Raw genomic sequence first — 19,485 nt, 5'->3', positions numbered from 1 at the left:
TGCCGAAGTCGAGCGGGCGCAGGGTGCGCAGGTCGATGGTGGACGCCAGCCCCTGCCCCATCAGGCTTGCATCCGGCGTCTTGTAGATCAGCACGGAACCGGTCAGTTCCGAGGGGAACAGGTCGAACTCGGGGCTGCGTGCATCACTGGTGGATGCCTGTTCGCGGCCGTTCAGCAGCGAACCGTTGAAGCTCGGCGACAGGCCGCGCACGCTCACGTCGGTGGCCTTGCCGTTGGTTTTGTTGCGCTGTGTGGTAACACCGGGCAGGCGGGAAACCGATTCGGCCACCGAGGTATCCGGGAGCTTGCCGATGTCTTCGGCCGAAATGGCTTCAACGATGGAGCTGGAATTTTTCTTGATCGAGATGGCCGCTTCGATGCCGGTACGGATGCCGGATACCGTTACGGTCGTCATCTCAGGCGTGCTTTCCGTTTGCTGGGCATGGGCTGCTCCGTGTGCGCCATACAGCATGATGGCGCAGGCGGCGGCGACGGGACTCAGTTTGAAGAGGGATGACCCGAATTCCGGATTGCGATTTTTCATAGGATGTCTCTGGAAATTATTGTAGTGGTCTGTGCAGGCTTCAACGCTGAGCAGCCGGCGGAAGCGATAATCTGCCATACGATTTTTTGCGTCAATCGCGTGCAGCCGCACGGCTAAAGGAAGCGTGAAGATTGGATGGCATGAGGGTTTGACGGCGCGCGCAGCCCACCGAACGATTATCGCCGGCCCCAGCAGCTTTCATGCGAAAACCTGCTGGCCGGACGGCGCACAAGCGAACGAAATTCTCCGCGATCACAAAATCGCCAACGATTTATATTGTTTTCACCACAAATCGCGGCGTGAAGGAAACCTGAAGGTTCAGGTGTTGCGCCAGTGGTTCAGTTGCATCACGCGCTGCTACACTTGGCCCCATGAAGATTTTTATGATTGAAGACGATCTCGCGATCGGCCGCGCCCTGCTCTCCGTGTTCCAGGACGAGGGCCACCAGGCGGTGTGGTGGCGCATGAGCGGTGGCGCGATCGAGCGTATCCAGGCCGAACACTTCGATGCCGTACTGCTTGATCTCGGCCTGCCCGATGGCGACGGCACCACGCTGCTGCGCGAGATGCGCAGCCTGAACGTGAACCTTCCGGTGCTGATCATCACCGCCCGCGACAGCCTCGAAGACCGCCTGAACGGCTTCAATATCGGCGCCGACGACTACCTGATCAAGCCCTTCGAGATTCCGGAACTGCTGGTGCGGCTGCGCGCCATTGTGCGCCGCGTGAATGGCGCCGTGGACAACGGCGAGCAAATGTGGACGTCTGGCGAAGTGGCCCTCGACGAAAGCCGTATGCTGGTAACGCGCGCCGGTACGCCGGTATCGCTGTCAAAGACCGAGTTCGGGCTGCTGCTGATGCTGATGAAGCAGTCCGGCCGCGTGCTCACGCGCACGGAGCTGGAACACCGCGTGCTGCCGCATAGTGAAGGCCAGACGCTGGACGTGCATATCTCGAACCTGCGCAAGAAGGTGGGCGACCGCCTGATCCGCACGGTGCGCGGCGTGGGCTATATGGTCCAGGGCGACAATGTCTAGGCAGCCTTCGCTCTTCCGGCGGCTGATGCTGGGCTTCAGCTGCGTGATCATCCTGGTGGCGCTGGCCGGCCTGCTGCATGTGCTATGGGAAGCGAAGGCTACCCAGCGCACCCGCACCGCCAGCGAGAACAAGGCGCATGCGCACGAAGCCTTGCAGCATCTGGTTCTGCTGGCCGGCAGCCCGGAGCGCGTTGTCGCCGCTGCGCAGTCGCTGGAAGCCTTGCGCGCCACGATGTTCAGGGAACTGGACTATCACTCGCGCGTGCGCATGCGCGTCTACCAGCATGACAAGCTGCTTTACAACTCCCAGCCCTCGCTGCCGGACAAACTGCCCGAACCCGGCAGCGCCGAAGCGCGCCACGCCAACGCCTGGGTGCGCACGGTGGCCAGCGATGCCGCCACCGGCCTGGTGGTGGACCGCAGCCATGAAGTTGATGATGAATGGATGCTGAGCATATCGGGCGTGAGCTTCCTGCTGTCCTCCACCGTATTCAGCCTGCCGCTCCTGCTGCTGCCGGCATGGCTGATCGTGGGCATTGGCTTGCGGCCGCTGCGCAGTTTCGCCGAAACGATCGAGCAGCGCTCGGTGTTCGACCTGACGGCGCTGCCGGATTCAAAGTACAAGGAACTGTCGCCGCTGGTGGAGGCCATCAACAGCCTGATGGCCCGCCTCAGCCAGCGCATCGAACGTGAGCATGAATTCCTGACGGATGCGGCGCACGAGCTGAAAACGCCGCTGGCGGCCATCCAGATCAACGCCCACCTGCTCCTCAGCCGCAGCGCGGACAATGCAGAGCGGCGCGCCGAAGCCGCGGCCGGCCTGCGCGGAGGCGTGGCGCGCGCCACGCATATGGTGCACCAGCTGCTGGCACTGGAGCGGGCGCACACGGAACCGGGCGCCCAGCCCGCGCCGCTGACGGAACTGGGCGGCTTCGTGCGCGCGCGCCTTGCCGCCGCGGCGCCGCTGGCCGTCCAGCGCGGGATCGAGATCGAGTTTGTCGCCGATGCGGAGTGCATGATGCCGGTGCATACCGAAAGCATGGCCTCGCTGCTGGATAACCTGATCAGCAATGCCATCAAGTATTCGCCGGAAAATGGACGCATCACCGTGCGCCTGGCGCCGTCCGCGAACGGGCCGCAGCTGACGATTACCGACCAGGGACCGGGCATCGATCCCCAGCTGCACAGCAAGGTATTCGAGCGCTTCTACCGCATCCCTGGACAGGACCAGCTGGGCAGCGGGCTTGGACTGGCCATTGCGGAGCGCGGCGCACAGCGCAATAACGGCGTGATTACGCTGGGCAGCGGCGAGGATGGCCGCGGCCTCACGGCCACGGTGAACTTTACGCAGGCTTGATTCAGGCGGCCCTGGCGCAGCCGGCCGGCTTGTAGATACGCTCCGTTGAAGCAGGATATTTCGCCAGCTTCGATGCCGCGCGCGTGGGGCGCGCCGCGAAACCTCCGCCGCAGTTCGGGCATATGCCGCCCAGCACACCTTCCGCACAGTTCACGCAGAACGTGCACTCGAAAGAGCAGATACGGGCTTCCGTCGATTCAGGCGGCAGGTCTTTATCGCAGCATTCGCAGCCGGGCCTCATTTGCAGCATGGTGTTCTCCCTTGGTGATATGCAGCGATTCTAAACGCTGCGGCATGCAAAAAATTCCCGGATTGTCTGTCCTTGCGGGGAAGTTTTCTCAGAATGCCGAGTACAGGGTCCAGGCGGCGAAGCCCAGCAAGGCGATGCCGGAGCAGCCTTCGATCCACTGGATCGCCTTCGGCGGCAGCGCCTTGCGGCTGGCCGTCACGCCGCTGACCAGGATCAGCCACCACGTCACCGATCCCACAAACACCCCCGCCACCAGCGCCATGCCCCCTGCCAGCCCGCCGCCGTTCGGCGACAGCGCCGCGAGAATGCCGGCGAAGGAGAGAATGGTCATCGGGTTGGCAATGGTCAGCATGAAGGTGCTGGCGAATGCGCCCAGCAATCCGGCCGGCGCGCTGGCGTTTGCCGCCTGGGCAGCAGGCGGCCGCGCTGCGCGCCGCAGCGAGATATAGCCGAGGACCGCCATCAGCACGCCGCCGCCAATCTGCAGCACGGAGGCGTAGCTGATCAGCACTGCGGTCAGGGCGCCGAGGCCCAGCGCGGCACACAGGCCGTAGAAAGTGTCGGCTGCCGCTGCGCCCAGCCCGGTCGCGAAGCCGGTCATCGGCCCGTGCGCGAAGGTGCGGCGGATGCACAGCAGGCCAATCGGCCCGACCGGCGCGGCGATGGCGAAGCCCAGGGCGGCGCCTTTGAATAGTGAAGTGACGTCAAACATATGGTGCTCCTTACGATACACGAGCAATATTACCGCAAAATTACAGCAATAACGTAATAATTGCTGAATCTTTGAATTTAAGCGGCAAATCACCTTAATTTCGCACTCATGGGAACAATTTATCGCGGCGGGCGTCTAAAATAAAAAGGAGGCCGCCATGGAACAGCCGAGCATTCCCGAACGTTTGGCACGGATAGAAGTGCAGCTGACGCATATGCCCACGCGGGTCGAGCTGTATGAGAAGCTCGATGAGCTGCGCCATGAACTGCGCGTGGATCTCGCCAACCGCATCGGAGAGGTGAACCACCGCATGGATATCTTCCAGGCCGACGTTAACCGCCGGTTTGAGCTCCTGGCCGCTGAGTTGCAGCAGCAACGCGCGGCGATCAACAAGCTATACGTTTTCATCATCGGCACCGCCCTTGCCTCGCCCGCGCTGGGCCTCGGCGGCATGACGCTGATCATTACCCTCCTCCCCCTCTCGCGTTGACCACCGGAACATGTTGTTTTGGCGCCAAACCTGATCTGCCTCAAAAGTGCGCTTGAGCGAGCGCCAGAAATTGATGCACGTCCAAGCCAACAGCTGGCGCGAATCCTAGACTGGGCGCTCCCATCAACGAAAGGAGGCCATCATGGAAATCAAGGACGATACCGAAGCGCTGCGCCAGCTGTTCAACGAAATGGAGCCGAACAGCGGCGATGTCGAATCCGTGCACCGCGCCGAGCTGGAGCCGGAAGCCTCGCTGCTGTTGATGGCCAACCCCAAGGCCGCGCTGAAGGCGATGAACATTCCGGTCAGTGCTGAATCGCAGGTTCAGATCACGATGAAGAACCGCGCCGACCGCGCCTTGCAGGACACCCTGACCGGCGCCCAGGCAGCACGCCTGCGCCGCATCATCGTGATTGTGATCCACTACCGTAACTGCGACTCGGACATCATCATCATTGCCACCCGCTGATGACGTCCACGCGCTCCGGCGCCCGCTGGCCCATTGAGCACGGGCAAAGCTGCGCCGGAGCCGGGGCGTGCGGCTTATACTCGGTGCCATGGCAAAGATACGAATCGGCATATCCGGCTGGCGCTACGTGCCCTGGCGCGGCGTGTTCTATCCGGAAGATCTGACGCAGGCGCGCGAACTGGAATTCGCCTCGCGCGCCCTGCCGACCATCGAAATCAACGGTTCCTTCTACTCGCTGCAGCGGCCCGCCAGTTACCAGGCCTGGTACGATGCCACGCCGCCGGAGTTCATGTTCAGCCATAAGGGCAACCGCTACATCACCCATATCCTGCGCCTGCGCGATCCCGGCCCAGCACTGGCCAATGTATTTGCCTCCGGCGTGCTCGCGCTGCGCGAAAAACTGGGGCCTTTCCTCTGGCAGTTTCCGCCTACCTTCAAGTTCGATCCGGAGCTGGTCGAACACTTCCTCAGCCTCCTGCCGCATGACACGGAGGCCGCGCTGGAGCTGGCCACGCATCACGAGCCGCGCATGAAAGGCCGCACCTTCCTGGAGATCGACGGCAAGCGCAAGGTGCGGCACGCGATGGAGATCCGTAACGAAAGCTTCAACGACAAGGCGTTCATCACGCTGCTGCGCAAATACAAGGTGGCGCTGGTGGTGGCCGATACGGCGGGCAAATGGCCGGACTACGAAGACGTGACGGCGGATTTCATGTACCTGCGCCTGCACGGCGAAAAGGAGCTGTACGCCAGCGGCTACACCGACGAAGCGCTGGACCGCTGGGAGACACGCATCCGCGCCTGGACCGGCGGCAGCCAGCCGGAAGATGTAAAGCTGATCTCCGGAGCCCAGCCGCCGAAGCGCGCCAGCCGGGATATCTTCTGCTACTTCGATAACGACATCAAGGTGCGCGCGCCCTTCGATGCGCGCCGCCTGCTGGACCGCCTCGGCGTGGCGGACGGGCTGATGCCCTTCGGCTAAGCGCGGCGCTGTGCCGTGTAGATGCCGGGGTGCCCGGAGACGAGGAAGGCCACGACGCAGGCCAGCGCAGCCCAGGGACCAAACGCTGGACCGAACAGCTCCATCGCCATGATGGTCGAGGCCAGCGGCGTATTGGCCGCTCCCGCGAACACGGCGACAAAGCCCAGCGCGGCCAGCATGCCGAAGGGCAGATGCAGCAAGGGCGCCAGTGCATTGCCCATCGTGGCGCCGATATAGAACAGCGGCGTCACCTCCCCGCCCTTGAAGCCCGAGCCCAGCGACACCAGCGTGAAGGCATACTTGGCGATGAAGTCCGACGGCGCCAGCGGCTGCTGGAAGGCTTCAACGATGACCGGAATCCCAAGGCCGATATAGCGCTGTGTGCCGATGCTCCACACAGCCAGCGCAACGACCACGCCGCCGATCAGGGGCCGCAGCGGAGCGTATGCGATATGGCGCTTGCCGAATGCGGACAGCGCATGCACGGAAGCCGCGAACAGCCGGGCCATCAGCCCGAAAGCAATGCCTGCCGCTGCAACCGCAGCAATCGCCCACAGGGAAAATGGCGCAGCGGCGCCCGCCGCATAATGGGTATGGTGCACGCCCCACATCAGGCCCACACGGTCGGCCAGGAAGGCCGCGGCCATACAGGGGAAAATAGCCTGGTAGCGCAGCCGTCCCGCAACCAGCACTTCGATGCCGAACACGGCTCCGGCCAGCGGCGTGCCGAATACCGACGCGAAGCCTGCGCTGATGCCCGCCATGAGCAACAGGCGGCGGTCTTCCGCGTGAAGGCGGAACATATGCGTGAGCTGGTCCGCCAGCGAGCCGCCCATCTGCACTGCAGTGCCTTCACGCCCCACCGAGGCGCCGAACAGGTGCGAGATCACCGTTCCGCCCAGCACGAGCGGCGCCATGCGCAGCGGCACGACATTGCGCGGATCATGGATCTCGTCGATCAGCAGATTGTTCCCGGCCTCCACCGAACGGCCCAAGTGCAGGTAGATCCAGCCAACGGCGAAACCGGCCAGCGGCAGCAGGCAGATAATCCAGGCTTGCGATTCGCGCGCAGCGGTCGCCGCATCCAGCGCAAAGAGGAAGAAGGCAGACGCGCTGCCGGCCAGCGCTGCAACCAGCGCCGCCAGCAGCGACCATTTGAGCGAATAAGTCAGCAGCGTTTTCATCAGCCGCTGACTATATCATGGGCCTCAATGGTGGTGATGGCCTCCGTCGCGCTTGATTTCCATTGGCGGCGCGGCCGATGGCGCAGCGCCTGCGGCACGCGGCGCTTCGGGCAGCTCGCCGGTCCATTCGTAGGCCTGCGAACCTTTCGGATGCCTGTACCAGCCCGGATCGCGGTAGTCGCCGCGCGCCAGCCCCTCCCTCACCTTGAGCAAGGTGAACATGCCGCCCATCTCGATCTCGCCGAACGGCCCGGTGCCGGTCATCATCGGCAGCGTATTCTCCGGCAGCTCCATGCGCATGCTGCCCATGGAACCGCCCTTGTCGCCCATCACCATGTAGCCGGGCACCAGGCGGTTGATCTTCTCGGCCACGCCGCTGTGGTCCACTCCGATCATGGTCGGCACCGAGTGGCCCATCGCGTTCATTGTGTGGTGCGATTTGTGGCAGTGGAAGGCCCAGTCGCCCGGATTATCCGCCACGAACTCGATGGCGCGCATCTGTCCGACCGCAATATCGGTGGTCACTTCCGGCCAGCGCGCCGACGGCCGCACCCAGCCGCCATCCGTGCCGGCCACCTCGAAGGTATGGCCATGCAGGTGGATCGGATGGTTGGTCATCGTCAGGTTGCCGGCCCGGATACGCACGCGGTCGCCCTTGCGCACGACCAGCGGGTCGATGGCCGGGAACACGCGGCTGTTGAAGGTCCACAGGTTAAAGTCCAGCATCGTATTGACCTTCGGCGTGAAGCTGCCGGGCTCAATATCGTAGGCGCTGAGCAGGAAGACGAAATCGCGGTCTACCGCATGCTGTCGCGGGTCTTTCGGGTGCGTTACCCAGAAGCCCATCATGCCCATGGCCATCTGCGTCATCTCGTCCGCATGCGGGTGATACATGAAGGTGCCGGCATGCTTCGCCACGAATTCGTAGACGAAGGTCTTGCCGGGCTGGATGGCCGGCTGGGTGACGCCGCTCACACCGTCCATGCCGTTCGGCAGGATCTGGCCGTGCCAGTGCATGCTGGTGTGTTCCGGCAGCTTGTTCGTGACGAAGATGCGCACGCGGTCGCCCTCCACCACTTCGATGGTCGGGCCGGGACTCTGGCCGTTGTAGCCCCACATCTTCGCCTGCATGCCGGGCGCCACTTCGCGCAGCACCGGTTCGGCGACGAGGTGGAATTCCTTGACGCCGTCTTTCATGCGCCAGGGCAGGCTCCAGCCATTCAGCGTCACCACCGGATTGTAGGGCCGTCCGTTCGGCGGCACCAATGGCGCGGCCGTGGCGGCCGCCGATTGCACAGGGGCCTCCGGCAGCGAGGCGGCGCCGGCTTTGCTCACCATGCCCGCGCCGATCAGGGCGGCGCCGGTGAGGAAGGATCTGCGGTCAGTCATGTTTCACTCCCGTATGGCCACCGATGGCGGCTTGCAGCCGCGCGTCGGCGATCCAGAATTCTTTCAATGCGTTGATGGATGCGTTCACGGCCATCGTCTGTTCGCGCGAGTCGGCCAGCAGTTCGAATACGCTGAGCAGCATGCCGTTGTAGCGCAGCAGCGTTTCCTGGGAAATCTGCTGGCGCAGCGGAATCACCACGTCGCGGTAGTGCTTCGCCAGCGTCCATGCGGACTGATAGGCGTGATAGCTCTCGCGCGCTTCGCTGCGCGCATGCACCGCCGTATCGGCCAGGCGGTTCACGGCCTGCATATAGACCGCTTCGGCGCGGGCATTGCGGGCCGAACCCCAGTCGAACAGTGGCACCTCGACCGTGATTTCATAGCCGCGCGGCCGGGCCGCTCCGTCGCGCTCGCGTACGGCGCCCAGCTCCAGCACATTGATGAAGCGCGTTGCCCTGGTGAGGCCGAGCGAGGCGGCGGTGGCTTCGGTATCGAGCCTTGCAGCCGCGATATCAGCCCTGCCCGTCATTGCGGCCTGCTCCACGTCCGGCAGCTGGTGCGCTGCGGGCAGGTCCGGCAGGCGCTCCGGCAGCTTGATGTCCGCGGCATCGAGGCCCAGCACGCGCGCCAGCTTCTCGCGGGTGGCGATGGCGTTGCGGAGCGCACGCGATACGTCGGCCATCGAATCGGCGTGGTATGCCTGCTCGCGCGCTGCGTCGTACTTGCTCCAGTTGCCCGCCTGCTGCATGCGCTGCGCCAGTTCGGCAGACGCTTCGGCGGCGGCGCTCACCTGCCCGGCATAATCTGCGCCCTGGACGCCCGCTACGGCCTCGTAATATGCCTCGCGTGCCTCGGTGGCCGTCGCCAGCGCGGCAGCGCTGATGTCAAGGCGTACCTGTTCGAAGCGGCGGCCTTCAATGCGCTGCGCCAGCGGCGCCGTGATCAGCCCTACCAGGTTGAAGGTGAGCGACCGTTCCAGCGATACGTCGCTGCCGTCCTTCATGCGCTTGAAGCTGAAGCCGGGATTCTGCAAGCGCCCCGCCTGCACCAGGTCTGCTTCGGCGATGCCGAGGTCCCAGTAGCGGGCCTGCAGGGCGCGGTTGTTCAGCAGCGCGATCTCCACCGCGTCGTTGGCGGTGATTGGCTTTGCGAGCCGTTCACGCAGCACGGCGGCCAATGCGCGCTGATCCTCCTCGTTGCGCAGCAGGCGTGTTTCGGCGCCGGTTCTGTTTCGTATATCCGTGGCGGCCGCGCCGAACCCGCCATCGGGCGAGAGTGACGCGCAGCCGCTCAGCAGCACGGCTGCGGCAGCCGCGATGAGTTGATGCTTCATGGTGAAACCTCGTGTTGAATCATGGCCCGCAGATGCGGACCGACACCGGCCATCGATGGCCGGACCGGATCAGGCGGGACCGGATTTGGGAGGACGGTCCAGTGCCGCCAGATCGACCGGCATGGGCGCAACAGCGTGGAAAGGAATCGCTTCGGAAGGTGGCGGCGGCAGGGATAGCGGAAGCACGATATGCGGCGCAAGCGCAGCGCCGATGCAGCATGCCGCCACACCGCCGCACTTGGCCGGCGAGTGCGCACTGCCGTCGCTGTGGCCATGCTGCGGCGTGTCGGCAATGGCTGCGTGATCGTGCACCATGGCCGCGTGGTCATGCGGTCCATCCGGCATCGGCGCCACGGCTGCAGGCGCGGCAGGCGCGCACAGCATGCCGGCAGACGCAAATCCCTGGTAAGGGAGCGCCAGCAGCAGGAGCCAGACAAGGACGGTACGCAGCAGCATCATGGCCGCCATCTTAGCACGCTAAAACCGGCTTAGCACCTTGACATACAAGGAAGGTTCTATCTCCGTGCGCACACCGATATCATTGAATTCGCCATGCGATCCAAGCAGGTTGGCGCCTCCCAGCGAGAGCTCCAGGGCGCGGCTGATGCGCCAGCCGAAGCGCAGGTCGAGCGCCTTGTATGCGGGCACGTCCGGGCTGCTGAGCTTCGCCACGCGGCGCCAGGTAATATCCAGATCGCGCGACTCATCCAGCTGCCAGGACATGCGCAGGCGCATCGTGTGGCGCGGGTCGTGGCCGGCCTTCGCCACCGAGTCCGCAGTGTCGATGCTGTCCGGCTTGAGCCAGAAGCGCTCGCTCAGTCCCGTGAATGCGGCACTCAGCCGCAACCAGCGGTTCGGCTGGTAAGCAGCCCAGGCTTCCACGCCGCGCGTGCCCCCCATCATGCCGTTGCCGTAGAAGACCGAGGTCTGGCTTGGCGCCAGTTCCTGGGTGTGCAGATGATCGTACAGCGCACGGTAGGCGTTGACCGCGTAGCTCACATCGCCCGCCTTGCCGCGCACACCCAGCTCGAACACGCGCGCCACTTCGGACTCGAAATCCGGCCCGCCGCCCAGCAGGTATGGCGGCTTGCCGGGAATGTACACATCGCGGTCCAGCCGCGACGGCGCGCGCACGGTACGCGAAACGGCGCCCCACCACAGCATGTCCGGCGTGGCTTTCCAAGACAGGCGCAGGTTCGGCAGGAATTCGTTGCCGGTGTAGCGGTTGCGCTCCATCCGCAGACCGGCAGTCAGCGTGGTAGCCGCGGACAAGGCGATATCGTCCTGCGCATACAGGCTGGCCCAGCTCAGGTTCTGGCGCGCCGGCAGGAAAGCGATAATGTCGCTGTTCGTCAGCTGGTCGCGCGCATAGCGGTATTCGCCGCCCGCAGTCACGGTGTGGCGGCCCATCGGTGCGAAGCGCGCCTGCGCCTGCACGTCCACAATATCCAGGTCTTCCGCAAACGTCGGCGGGACCGTGCGTTCCACGCGGTCATAATAGGCCTGGGCCATCAGCTCCCCGCCGCCTTCCAGCGGCCGGCTCCAGCGTGCCAGCAGGTTCGCGCCACGCAGGCTGATCTGGCCCAGGTCGAGGTCGATGCCCGTCACCGATATGGAGCCCGGCTCCGGCTGGCCCTTGTTGGCGCGGTAGATATCGCCCTGCACGGTGAAGCTGTCCGTGCCGCGAGTCCAGTCGGCGCGGAAGCCCGCTTGCGTCTTGTACCAGGCATCGTCCACCTCGGCGCCGCTCGCCGTTTCCGTACTGCGAACCCTGAAATGCATGCCGTAGGCGCGGTAACTGATGCCGGATTCCGTCCTGCCCCCATACCGGAACGCGGCATCGGCGCGTTCGCTCCCGCCGCCAAGCACCGCGATGCCGTCCTGCGTATTCGCCGCGGAACGCGTGATCACGTTGATCACGCCGTTCACGGCATTGGTGCCCCACAGCGTGCCACCGGGGCCGCTGATGACTTCAATCCGCTCGATATCTTCAAGGAGCACGTCCTGCGCATCCCAGAACACGCCGCTGAACAGCGGTGAGTACACGGAGCGGCCGTCGATCAGCACCAGCAGCTTGTTGCCGTCATTGTTCGCGAAGCCGCGCGCCGTCACGGTGTAGCTGCCGGCATTGACCATGTTCACTTGCAGGTTGGGAGCGAGGCGCAGCGCCTCAACGAGGCTGGTGGCGCCGGAACGGCGCACGTCATCGGAGGTGATGACAAAGACGGACGCCGGCGCATCCGACAGCTGTTCTTCACGGCGCGACACGGAGGTAATGCGGATGTCGGCCAGTTCTTCCAGCGAAAGTTCGGTCATGGCGCCATCGGCGCCCATGTCCTGAACAAGAAGCTCTGCATCGGCAGCTGTCGATACGCTGAGAACCAGGCCAGCGAAACAGGCAGATAACGCTCTCTGCATGAATTCCCCTCTTCGGTAGCGACGTAGCAACGATAGCACGAAGCGCCATTTATGTAGCAAGGGTTTTCTCCAGTGCGCCAGTACCAAAAAATCATTAATATCAACCGCGCTTATGAAGTTTTATTATAATGGCGCCCCATGAAACCTCTCATCCAGCCCTTCTTCGACCCCGCCACCTCTACAGTCAGTTATGTGGTGCATAGCGGCGCGGGCAGCGACTGCGCGATTATCGATCCGGTGCTCGATTTTGATCCGAAATCGGGGCGCACCAGCACCACCAATGCGGACCAGGTGATCGCCTTCGTACGCGAGCAGAAGCTCAATGTGACATGGCTGCTGGAGACACATGCGCATGCGGACCACCTGTCCGGCGCACCGTATCTGCAGAAGCATCTGGGCGGCCAGATCGGCATTGGCGCCGGCATCAAGGATGTGCAGAAAGCCTTTGCCCATGTGCTGAACCGCAAGGACCGGCTGGATGGCATGGAATTCGGGCGCCTGTTCGAGGCCGGTGAAACGTTCACCATCGGCCCGCTGCAGGCGCGCGCGCTGCACGTGCCGGGCCATACGCCCGCGGACATGGCTTACCAGATCGGCGATGCGGTATTTGTAGGCGACACGCTGTTCATGCCGGATGTGGGCACCGCGCGCTGCGATTTCCCCGGCGGCTCAGCCTCGGTGCTGTACCGCTCCGTGCGCCGCCTGCTGGAACTGCCGCCGGCCACTCGCCTGTTCATGTGCCATGACTATCCGCCCGCAGGACGCGGGCCGCAGTGGGAAACCACGGTGGCGGAACAGCGCGCTGCGAACATCCATATCCGCGACGGCATCAGCGAGGAAGAATTCGTGGCGATGCGCACCACGCGCGACGCCACGCTGTCCATGCCGACGCTGATCCTGCCTGCCATCCAGGTCAATATCAGCGCAGGCAAGCTGCCGGAAGCCGAAGACAACGGCGTGCGCTATCTCCGGATTCCGCTCGACGCCATTTAACGCGGCGCCTGTTCGGGCGCACGCCCGATCGGCTGGTCCATATTCGCAAGGAACCAGGCCAGCGAGGTCATGGCGGCCACGTGGATCTTCAGGTTCTGCGGGTCCACCTTGTCGAAGGTATCGGCCGGGGTGTGGTGGTAGTCAAAGTACTTGCTGTTGTCCACTTGCGGCTGGAAGCCCGGCACGCCGCCCACTTCAAGTGCGCGAATATCGGCGCCGGCCGCCGAGTCGCGGCGCATGAAGTTACCGGCGCCGATCGGCGCCAGCGCGGCCTGCAATGGCGCCAGCAGCTTCTCTGCCTCCGGGCGCACGCTGCCGATGAAACCGAAGGTGCGGCCATTCACGCCCCCATCGCTCTCGATGGCGGCGACCTGGGTGCCCAGCTTGTCCTTGTACTCGGCGTGGTAGGCGGTGCCGCCGCGCAGGCCGTTTTCCTCGTTCATCCAGGCGATCACGCGGATGGTGCGGCGCGGCTTGAGTTTCAGCTTGTTCAGCGTTTCGATCACGGCCATCGAGCTGGTGACGCCGGTGGCATCGTCATGCGCGCCGGTAGCCAGGTCCCAGGAGTCCAGGTGGCCCGAAACAATCACCACTTCTTCCGGTTTTTCGGTTCCCGGCAGGTCGGCGATGACGTTGAAGCTGTCGGCATCCGGCAGGATCTTCGGCGTCAGCACCAGCTTCATTTTGACGGGGCCGCGTTTCGACAGGCGGGCCATCAGCATCGCATCTTCCGCGCTGACAGCGCCGGCGGGAATGCGGTTGGCATCGGTGAGGTTGGTCGCGCCGGTGTGCGGCAGGCGGTAGTCGGCGCCGCCCACGGAGCGCACCAGCGCTGCAACGGCGCCCAGCTCCGCCGCCATGCGTGGTCCCTGCGAGCGCACGCGCGATCCGCGGCCATAGGCCGGACCAGCGAGGCCGCCATCAGCCATGCCCTGGTCAAACGCGACATTGAACACCACGATCTTGCCCTTTACTTCCGCCGCGCGGGCTTTCAGCTCGTCCAGATCCTGCAGCACCAGCACCGGTGCAAGCAGGCCTTCCGCCGGGGTGGCGCCGGAACCGCCGAGCGCCGTCAGCACCACGCGCTGCGTTACGCCGTTCGGGCGGCCGGTGTAATCGACCAGCTCCGCTTTCTCTTCACCACGCACCCAGTGCGGCACCTTCACCGGCTGCAGCGTCACTTTGGCGCCCAGTTTGCGCATGGCCTCTGCCACCTGCTGCACTGCCGCTGCCGCGCCCGGGGAACCGGACAGGCGCGGGCCGATCAGGTCCGTCATGTCTTCCAGGCGTTCGTAGGCATAGTTGCTCTGCATGGCCGCGTCGCGGATTTTAGCGAGGGTCTGCGCATCGTTGCCGGCATCGGCGGCGAAAACATTGGACATCAGGCCAGCGCCCAGCATAAGGGCGGCGGCTTTCAAAACGGGTTTGCGTCTGAAGTTCATGCTGTTCCTGTGTGAAGGTTGAGGTTCGCTCGGAACCTTCAACGATAACGCATTTGTAAGTGACATGCAGCAAGTTTTCCAGTTTGACCATGTTGCCTGCATGGCTTACCATGGACCGCATGCTCAAAGGACAACTCTGTACGGTCCGCCATTTATTGAATACGGACCTGAACACCTTTATTGCGCTGAATAACGACCTGCCCTCGCGCGGTCCGTGGTTCTCGGCGCACTTCAAGTCGCCCGAAACGGTGCGCAAGGAATTCCTGCAGAACGGTTTTGTCACCGACGACAGCGAGTTGTTCGTCATCGAAGACCTGGCGCACAATATTGTCGGCGTCATCACGCATTTCAAAACCCGCACCCCCACCAGCCGTGAAATCGGCTACCGCCTGTTCGATCCCAAACTGGCGGGACGCGGCTATACCACCGAGGCGCTGCGCCTGCTGTGCGATCACCTGTTCCGCGTTTATACCTGGCACCGGCTCGAAGTACTGGCAGCGCCTGACAATACCGCTTCCCTCAGGGTGGCGGAAAAATGCGGTTTCCGCTCCGAGGGCACGCTGCGCTCGGCCTTCTTCGTGAATGGACGATATCAGGATGTCAAGATCCTCTCCCTGCTGCGGCCCGAGTGGAACGGGCTGTGACATTTGTTACGCTGCCACAGCCGTTTGTAATAATCTGTATTAGCAGTGGAGCTTTTGGACCGTTCCGCTAAAGTACTCTCCATGAACACGGCAAACGGCCAATTCCGGCCAGCCGAGCAAAAGGGGAACGCCATGCTGACCAAAAAATTCCTGGGTGTGATGCTGCTGGGTGCTGCCGCGGTCACTGCCTCTTCCACCGCATTCGCCGCGGGCGACCGCGACTTCAACACTGCAGCAGGCGCCGTACTGGGCGCTGCGATCGGCAGCCAGAATGGTTCCGGCGGCGCGCTGGTCGGCGGCCTGGTTGGCGCGGCAGTGGGCAATGCCATCAGCTCGGACGGCCGCCACCATGGGCGCGGCTATGTAAGCACCCGTGTGTACACGCAGCCTGCGCCGGTGTATTACGAGCCTGCTCCGGTGTACTACGAAGCGCCGCGCCGCTACTACGCGCCGGCCCCGGTCTACTATGAGGCGCCACGCCCTTACTACCGCGAGTACTACCGCGGCGACCGTTACTACTACCGTGGCCACGGCCGCGGCCATCATCACGGCCACCGTTAATCGCAGATTTCAGCAGCATGAGAGCCCGGCCAGTCCGGGCTTTTTTTCGTCCCTCCGCTAAGCGCTTGCGACGGCACTCCGCCGTCCGGAGGATGTTATGCAAGCAAGCGATGCAATCATTACACTGGAACTGGGCCACTACCGCTTGCGCGAGCAGATCGCGCAGTCGGCCTATGGGGTGATCTGGCGGGCCAGCGGGCCGCCGGGCACGCAGGATGTGGCCCTGAAGCTGATCAATGAAGCGCAGATGGCGCGCGCCCTGCCCGCCCAGCGCGAACGCTGGATCGCCAGCGCCTCCAATGAAATCACCTTCCTGCGCTCGCTGGAACCGTGGGACGAGCGGCATATCGTGCGCCTGCTCGATACGGGCTGGCACAAGGGCCTGCCGGTGATGGCGCTGGAACTGATGAGCGGCGACCTGGGGCGGCACCTGGCGAGCCTCAAGGCCAGCGGCACGCCGCCATCCTTCAGCCGTGTGCTGGAATGGATCTCGCAACTGAACCAGGCGCTGGCCAAGGTGCACCAGTATGGCTGGCGTTACCTGGATCTCAAGCCTTCCAATGTGCTGGTGGATACGCAGCGCAATACCGTGAAGCTGGCCGATTTCGGCACCAACCGCCTGCTGCAGGCGGCCCACGCGCACACCTATTCCGGCACGGCGAACTGGCAGGCGCCGGAACAGTTCTTTCCCGCGGCGGGCGGCGGTTACGCCACCGGGCGCCAGAGCGACTATTTTGCGCTCGGCGCCCTGTTCTACTTCCTCGCCACGGGCGGCACCGCGCTGCGCTTCTGCGCCAGCTGCGGCCAGGCCTACCGCGACCACCTGGCCGCGGGTGCGCAGCAGCTGCTGGACCGGCATGGCGGCATCCTGCCGCCTGTACTGGCGGATGATGAAGAAGCGCGCTTTGCGCAAAAACTCCCTGCGGCGGCTCAGGAACCTGCGATCGCATTGCTGCGCATGCTGCTGGACGCTGAACCGGGCAACCGTCCGCGCAATGCACTGCAGATCAGCCGCCTGCTGGCGCGCGTGCGCGAAGGAATGGAAGCGGGCGCCATGATGGCCGCGCCGCAGCTGGTGGAATTCGGCTGGCAGCGCGTTGGCGGAGCATGAATATGCGGGCCCTCGCGCAAAACGCAGCTTCGCTGCTGGCAGTGGCGCTGTGCGCACTGCTCGCCCTGCAGGCATTCGCGCTGATGCGCGCGCCGGCAGCGTGGATGCCCGAGCAGATTACTGTGAGGCTCGCGGCGGGCGAATCTCTTGCCCTGTCGCGCGCCGAGCTGGCTGCCGTGCAGACCGATGGCGCGCAGCTGGTGCTGCGGCGGGATGCAGCGGGCGCCTGGTTCGTGAGCCGGTCAGGCGCCGGACGCGCGCCCTTGCTGCAATCGGCGGCCGGGGAGGAGCGGCTTGGCAGCATTGCTGCGGCGGCGCTGGGCAGCTTCCGGATTGGCGCACATCAATTCGGCAGCGCCGTTTCCGCCGGTGCGCTACGCTTCCAGTCTGCGCCGGACAAAACATGGTCTTATGACGGCGCGACGCTGCGCCTGAATGGCAAAGCGCTGGACGACTGCCCCGATACGGCCCTGCACCAGCGTGCCTCGGCGCTGTGGAACCGCATCGCACCTGCCGCCCTCACCATCGCCAGTCCGCTGGTCTTCGGCGGAAACCTGTATTGCGGAAACCGCCTCGGCCTGTCCGGCGTTGCGGCAGGTACCGCCATTATTGCGCGCACCAGGGGCGAGCTCCGTCTCTCCGTTGCGGCGGCCGGGCTTACGGATGTCAGCGCATCGCCTGCCGGAGGCGATGCAATCCGCTTGCACGACGATGAGCGCAGCCTCGCCGGCGTGCAGGCCCTCGCCTTCGGCCGCACGCGCTACGTGCTCGCGCTGCATGGCAACGAGCTCACACTAATGCCGCAGCGGCGGGTAGCCTTGTACGGTGCGCCGGAAGCACGGCTGCCGGAACAGGTGGACTGGAGCTGGCAGCGGCGCGCGCTGTGGACCGGCGGCCATGGCGGCCTGTGGGCCGGGCTTGCAGCCGCGCTGGCGGCGCTCTGGCTGCTCAAGCTCGCCTCTTCCGCCGGCGCGCTTCCTGCTCCACGGCGCGGCAACATACTGTCCGGCAGCGGAACGGCCGGTGCGGGCGGGCTGCGGCGCCTGCTGCCCGCCGCGCTGCAGCGGACAACGCCTGGCGGCCGCCCGGCCGGCGGCAGCGTGGTGCGGCTGGCGATGCTGGCCTCCGTGCACTGGCGCAGCGCCGACGGCGTGGTACGCGATCTCGACGCCGTGCGGCGAGCCCGTTCACGTGCCGCTGCGCTGATGCAGGCATTGCGCGCACCCGCCGCGTGGCTGGCGGCACTGGCGATTACGCTGTGCGGCGCGGCAATCATGCTCATGACGCGCGCCGGCACGCCACCGGCAGCGTCGGCATCGCTGCTGCTCCTGGCCTGCACCGTCGCGCTCTGGATTCTGGCCGTGCCGCGCCTGCCGCTGGCCTGCGGCGCTGCATTGCTGCTCTGCGCCGCAGGCACCTTGAGCCAGCTGGAGCTCGGGCTGGCGGGCATGGATACGGCGTGGCTGCGCTACTACCAGAAGACCACCGCCCTGTTCGCAATCGGCTCCGGCATCGCCATCGCCTGGCAGCTCTGGCGCAGCGCGCGCAAACCTGCGATGCCGCAGCGCTGGGCGGAATGGCTGTTCGCCCTGCTGGCCGCCGGCGCCCTGCTGGCCCTCGCCGCGCAAGTGGTGTGGGGCGATGAAACCGGCGTGTTCGACCTGCAGCCGGTGGAACTGGCGAAACTGGCCCTGACCGCGCTCACCGCGCACTGCCTTGCACTGCGCCTGGGCTGGCGCGCGGAGTCGAAGCGCGCACCGGGCCACCTGAAGCGCTGGCTGCGCCTGGCGGCGCCCGCGCTGCTGTTCGCATCCCTGCTCGGCCTCGCGCTGGTGCAGGTGGACGATTATTCCCCGCTGCTCCTGCTGATAATCTGGAGCGCCGCCATGCTGCTGGCCTATGCCGCCGCCGCCCGCAAGCGCTGGCTTGCGGCCTTGCCCCTGCTGCTGGCCATCTCCTGCGCCGCCGCAGTGTTTGCACTGCGCAGCGCAGGACCGGCGACGGCCGAGGCGCTGCCGGGCTCCTTCTACGCCGACCGCTTCCAGGTCTGGCTCGACCCGGCGCGCCATCCCCACACCGGACAGCAGCTGCTGCAGGGCGCCGCCGCCGTGGCGGAAGGCGGCTGGCGCGGCGCGGACGGCCTGTTCGGCATAACCACGCTGGGCCAGCCCGCGCCCGCACTGCTCGCCATTCCCGCCGTGCAGGACGACTTCGCTCCATCCTTCCTGCTCAACCGCCACGGCCTGCTGGCGGCGCTCATGCTGTGGTGCGTGCAGGCTGCCTTTATCATCGGCCTGCTGGCCGCGGCCATCCGCAACGGCCGGCATGCCGCGGCGCTGCGCGACTTCCGCCTGGCATGGCAGTACCGGCTGCGCAGCTTCCTGCTGTGCGGCGGCGCGGCTTTCGTGGCGGGCCACCTGCTGCTTTCCTGGGGAACCAACCTGGCGATCTTCCCCATCATGGGCCAGCCCATGAGTTTCCTGTCCGCCGGGGGCAGCCACCTGCTGTTTTTCCTGCTCCCCCTGCTAGGCATCAGTGCCGCCAGCGCGTCAACCGAAGAGGAGTGAAC

General features: G+C 65.1%; 20 protein-coding genes. 11 read left to right on the top strand and 9 right to left on the bottom strand.

What is annotated here, in order from left to right:
* The coding region (locus ACJRPG_RS23940) for a TonB-dependent receptor plug domain-containing protein (protein WP_408002621.1) at nt 1-544 on the bottom strand (544 nt) is incomplete at its 3' end.
* A gap of 124 nt (nt 545-668) precedes the next feature.
* Here ACJRPG_RS23940 and ACJRPG_RS23935 point away from each other — a divergent pair.
* The 3 genes from ACJRPG_RS23935 to ACJRPG_RS23925 are packed head-to-tail and all read left to right on the top strand — an operon-like array spanning nt 669 to nt 2,938.
* Nucleotides 669-935: a hypothetical protein gene (locus ACJRPG_RS23935; protein ID WP_408002620.1), complete on the top strand. Its 267-nt coding sequence runs from the start codon at nt 669-671 to the stop codon at nt 933-935.
* Nucleotides 928-1,581 carry a response regulator transcription factor gene (locus ACJRPG_RS23930; RefSeq protein WP_408002619.1) on the top strand — a complete coding sequence of 218 codons (654 nt, stop codon included), beginning with the start codon at nt 928-930 and terminating at the stop codon, nt 1,579-1,581. The genes ACJRPG_RS23935 and ACJRPG_RS23930 overlap by 8 nt, the downstream gene beginning before the upstream one ends.
* Nucleotides 1,574-2,938 (top strand): ATP-binding protein, encoded by a 1,365-nt coding sequence (locus ACJRPG_RS23925; RefSeq protein WP_408002618.1) that lies wholly within the window; start codon nt 1,574-1,576, stop codon nt 2,936-2,938. Before ACJRPG_RS23930 ends, ACJRPG_RS23925 begins: the two co-directional genes overlap by 8 nt.
* A 1-nt stretch (nt 2,939) precedes the next feature.
* Here ACJRPG_RS23925 and ACJRPG_RS23920 read toward each other — a convergent pair whose 3' ends face one another.
* Complete coding sequence (locus ACJRPG_RS23920; protein ID WP_408002617.1) at nt 2,940-3,188, bottom strand: DUF1272 domain-containing protein; 249 nt, start codon at nt 3,186-3,188, stop codon at nt 2,940-2,942.
* Between the two features lie 88 nt (nt 3,189-3,276).
* Nucleotides 3,277-3,900, bottom strand: coding sequence for a LysE family translocator (locus tag ACJRPG_RS23915; RefSeq protein WP_408002616.1), 624 nt, complete (start codon nt 3,898-3,900; stop codon nt 3,277-3,279).
* A gap of 157 nt (nt 3,901-4,057) precedes the next feature.
* Here ACJRPG_RS23915 and ACJRPG_RS23910 point away from each other — a divergent pair, with 157 nt between their 5' ends.
* From ACJRPG_RS23910 to ACJRPG_RS23900, 3 genes are all read left to right on the top strand, one after another.
* On the top strand, nt 4,058-4,390 hold the full coding sequence (locus ACJRPG_RS23910; protein WP_408002615.1) for a hypothetical protein: 333 nt from the start codon (nt 4,058-4,060) through the stop codon (nt 4,388-4,390).
* A gap of 142 nt (nt 4,391-4,532) precedes the next feature.
* A complete protein-coding gene (locus ACJRPG_RS23905) occupies nt 4,533-4,859 on the top strand; it encodes a hypothetical protein (RefSeq protein ID WP_408002614.1) in 327 nt (108 codons plus the stop codon).
* 88 nt (nt 4,860-4,947) lie between these two features.
* Nucleotides 4,948-5,841 (top strand): DUF72 domain-containing protein, encoded by an 894-nt coding sequence (locus ACJRPG_RS23900; protein ID WP_408002613.1) that lies wholly within the window; start codon nt 4,948-4,950, stop codon nt 5,839-5,841.
* Here ACJRPG_RS23900 and ACJRPG_RS23895 read toward each other — a convergent pair.
* From ACJRPG_RS23895 to ACJRPG_RS23875, 5 genes are all read right to left on the bottom strand, one after another.
* On the bottom strand, nt 5,838-7,025 hold the full coding sequence (locus ACJRPG_RS23895) for a voltage-gated chloride channel family protein (protein WP_408002612.1): 1,188 nt from the start codon (nt 7,023-7,025) through the stop codon (nt 5,838-5,840). The genes ACJRPG_RS23900 and ACJRPG_RS23895 overlap by 4 nt on opposite strands.
* Nucleotides 7,026-7,049: 24 nt before the next feature.
* Entirely contained in the window at nt 7,050-8,414 is a 1,365-nt protein-coding gene (locus ACJRPG_RS23890; RefSeq protein WP_408002611.1) for a multicopper oxidase family protein, read from the bottom strand.
* Nucleotides 8,407-9,747, bottom strand: coding sequence for a TolC family protein (locus tag ACJRPG_RS23885; protein ID WP_408002610.1), 1,341 nt, complete (start codon nt 9,745-9,747; stop codon nt 8,407-8,409). The genes ACJRPG_RS23890 and ACJRPG_RS23885 overlap by 8 nt, the downstream gene beginning before the upstream one ends.
* Before the next feature lie 69 nt (nt 9,748-9,816).
* A complete protein-coding gene (locus ACJRPG_RS23880; RefSeq protein WP_408002609.1) occupies nt 9,817-10,206 on the bottom strand; it encodes a hypothetical protein in 390 nt (129 codons plus the stop codon).
* Nucleotides 10,207-10,224: 18 nt separating this feature from the next.
* Entirely contained in the window at nt 10,225-12,063 is a 1,839-nt protein-coding gene (locus tag ACJRPG_RS23875) for a TOL_0244 family TonB-dependent receptor (RefSeq protein ID WP_408002608.1), read from the bottom strand.
* 240 nt (nt 12,064-12,303) lie between these two features.
* Here ACJRPG_RS23875 and ACJRPG_RS23870 point away from each other — a divergent pair, with 240 nt between their 5' ends.
* The gene (locus tag ACJRPG_RS23870) at nt 12,304-13,158 is read left to right on the top strand and encodes an MBL fold metallo-hydrolase (RefSeq protein WP_408002607.1); all 855 of its coding nucleotides are present in this window, start codon (nt 12,304-12,306) and stop codon (nt 13,156-13,158) included.
* On the opposite strand, the gene ACJRPG_RS23865 is transcribed toward ACJRPG_RS23870, so the two are convergent.
* A complete protein-coding gene (locus tag ACJRPG_RS23865) occupies nt 13,155-14,600 on the bottom strand; it encodes a M20/M25/M40 family metallo-hydrolase (RefSeq protein WP_408002606.1) in 1,446 nt (481 codons plus the stop codon). The genes ACJRPG_RS23870 and ACJRPG_RS23865 overlap by 4 nt on opposite strands.
* Nucleotides 14,601-14,710: 110 nt before the next feature.
* Between ACJRPG_RS23865 and ACJRPG_RS23860 the strand changes: the two genes are divergently transcribed.
* The 4 genes from ACJRPG_RS23860 (at nt 14,711) to ACJRPG_RS23845 (ending at nt 19,483) form a co-directional block, all read left to right on the top strand.
* On the top strand, nt 14,711-15,244 hold the full coding sequence (locus ACJRPG_RS23860) for a GNAT family N-acetyltransferase (protein WP_408002605.1): 534 nt from the start codon (nt 14,711-14,713) through the stop codon (nt 15,242-15,244).
* Between the two features lie 132 nt (nt 15,245-15,376).
* The gene (locus tag ACJRPG_RS23855) at nt 15,377-15,805 is read left to right on the top strand and encodes a glycine zipper domain-containing protein (RefSeq protein WP_408002604.1); all 429 of its coding nucleotides are present in this window, start codon (nt 15,377-15,379) and stop codon (nt 15,803-15,805) included.
* A 97-nt stretch (nt 15,806-15,902) separates the two neighbouring features.
* Nucleotides 15,903-16,916: a protein kinase domain-containing protein gene (locus tag ACJRPG_RS23850; RefSeq protein WP_408002603.1), complete on the top strand. Its 1,014-nt coding sequence runs from the start codon at nt 15,903-15,905 to the stop codon at nt 16,914-16,916.
* A complete protein-coding gene (locus ACJRPG_RS23845) occupies nt 16,913-19,483 on the top strand; it encodes an FtsW/RodA/SpoVE family cell cycle protein (RefSeq protein WP_408002602.1) in 2,571 nt (856 codons plus the stop codon). The genes ACJRPG_RS23850 and ACJRPG_RS23845 overlap by 4 nt, the downstream gene beginning before the upstream one ends.
* Nucleotides 19,484-19,485: the final 2 nt, after the last annotated feature.

The organism is Pseudoduganella rhizocola (assembly GCF_045984285.3).
GTDB lineage: Bacteria > Pseudomonadota > Gammaproteobacteria > Burkholderiales > Burkholderiaceae_D > Rugamonas.
Note: the sequence above shows the minus strand (reverse complement) of the source record. Positions and strands in the feature narration are given on the sequence as shown.

Coding starts and splice junctions, on each gene's coding strand:
- ACJRPG_RS23865 (WP_408002606.1), bottom strand. CDS start 14,600: ATGAACTTCAGACGCAAACCCGTTTTGAAAGCCGCCGCCCTTATGCTG.
- ACJRPG_RS23930 (WP_408002619.1), top strand. CDS start 928: ATGATTGAAGACGATCTCGCGATCGGCCGCGCCCTGCTCTCCGTGTTC.
- ACJRPG_RS23890 (WP_408002611.1), bottom strand. CDS start 8,414: ATGACTGACCGCAGATCCTTCCTCACCGGCGCCGCCCTGATCGGCGCG.
- ACJRPG_RS23895 (WP_408002612.1), bottom strand. CDS start 7,025: ATGAAAACGCTGCTGACTTATTCGCTCAAATGGTCGCTGCTGGCGGCG.
- ACJRPG_RS23875 (WP_408002608.1), bottom strand. CDS start 12,063: ATGACCGAACTTTCGCTGGAAGAACTGGCCGACATCCGCATTACCTCC.
- ACJRPG_RS23915 (WP_408002616.1), bottom strand. CDS start 3,900: ATGTTTGACGTCACTTCACTATTCAAAGGCGCCGCCCTGGGCTTCGCC.
- ACJRPG_RS23905 (WP_408002614.1), top strand. CDS start 4,533: ATGGAAATCAAGGACGATACCGAAGCGCTGCGCCAGCTGTTCAACGAA.
- ACJRPG_RS23900 (WP_408002613.1), top strand. CDS start 4,948: ATGGCAAAGATACGAATCGGCATATCCGGCTGGCGCTACGTGCCCTGG.
- ACJRPG_RS23860 (WP_408002605.1), top strand. CDS start 14,711: ATGGACCGCATGCTCAAAGGACAACTCTGTACGGTCCGCCATTTATTG.
- ACJRPG_RS23870 (WP_408002607.1), top strand. CDS start 12,304: ATGAAACCTCTCATCCAGCCCTTCTTCGACCCCGCCACCTCTACAGTC.
- ACJRPG_RS23845 (WP_408002602.1), top strand. CDS start 16,913: ATGAATATGCGGGCCCTCGCGCAAAACGCAGCTTCGCTGCTGGCAGTG.
- ACJRPG_RS23880 (WP_408002609.1), bottom strand. CDS start 10,206: ATGATGCTGCTGCGTACCGTCCTTGTCTGGCTCCTGCTGCTGGCGCTC.
- ACJRPG_RS23910 (WP_408002615.1), top strand. CDS start 4,058: ATGGAACAGCCGAGCATTCCCGAACGTTTGGCACGGATAGAAGTGCAG.
- ACJRPG_RS23850 (WP_408002603.1), top strand. CDS start 15,903: ATGCAAGCAAGCGATGCAATCATTACACTGGAACTGGGCCACTACCGC.
- ACJRPG_RS23855 (WP_408002604.1), top strand. CDS start 15,377: ATGCTGACCAAAAAATTCCTGGGTGTGATGCTGCTGGGTGCTGCCGCG.
- ACJRPG_RS23885 (WP_408002610.1), bottom strand. CDS start 9,747: ATGAAGCATCAACTCATCGCGGCTGCCGCAGCCGTGCTGCTGAGCGGC.
- ACJRPG_RS23925 (WP_408002618.1), top strand. CDS start 1,574: ATGTCTAGGCAGCCTTCGCTCTTCCGGCGGCTGATGCTGGGCTTCAGC.
- ACJRPG_RS23920 (WP_408002617.1), bottom strand. CDS start 3,188: ATGCTGCAAATGAGGCCCGGCTGCGAATGCTGCGATAAAGACCTGCCG.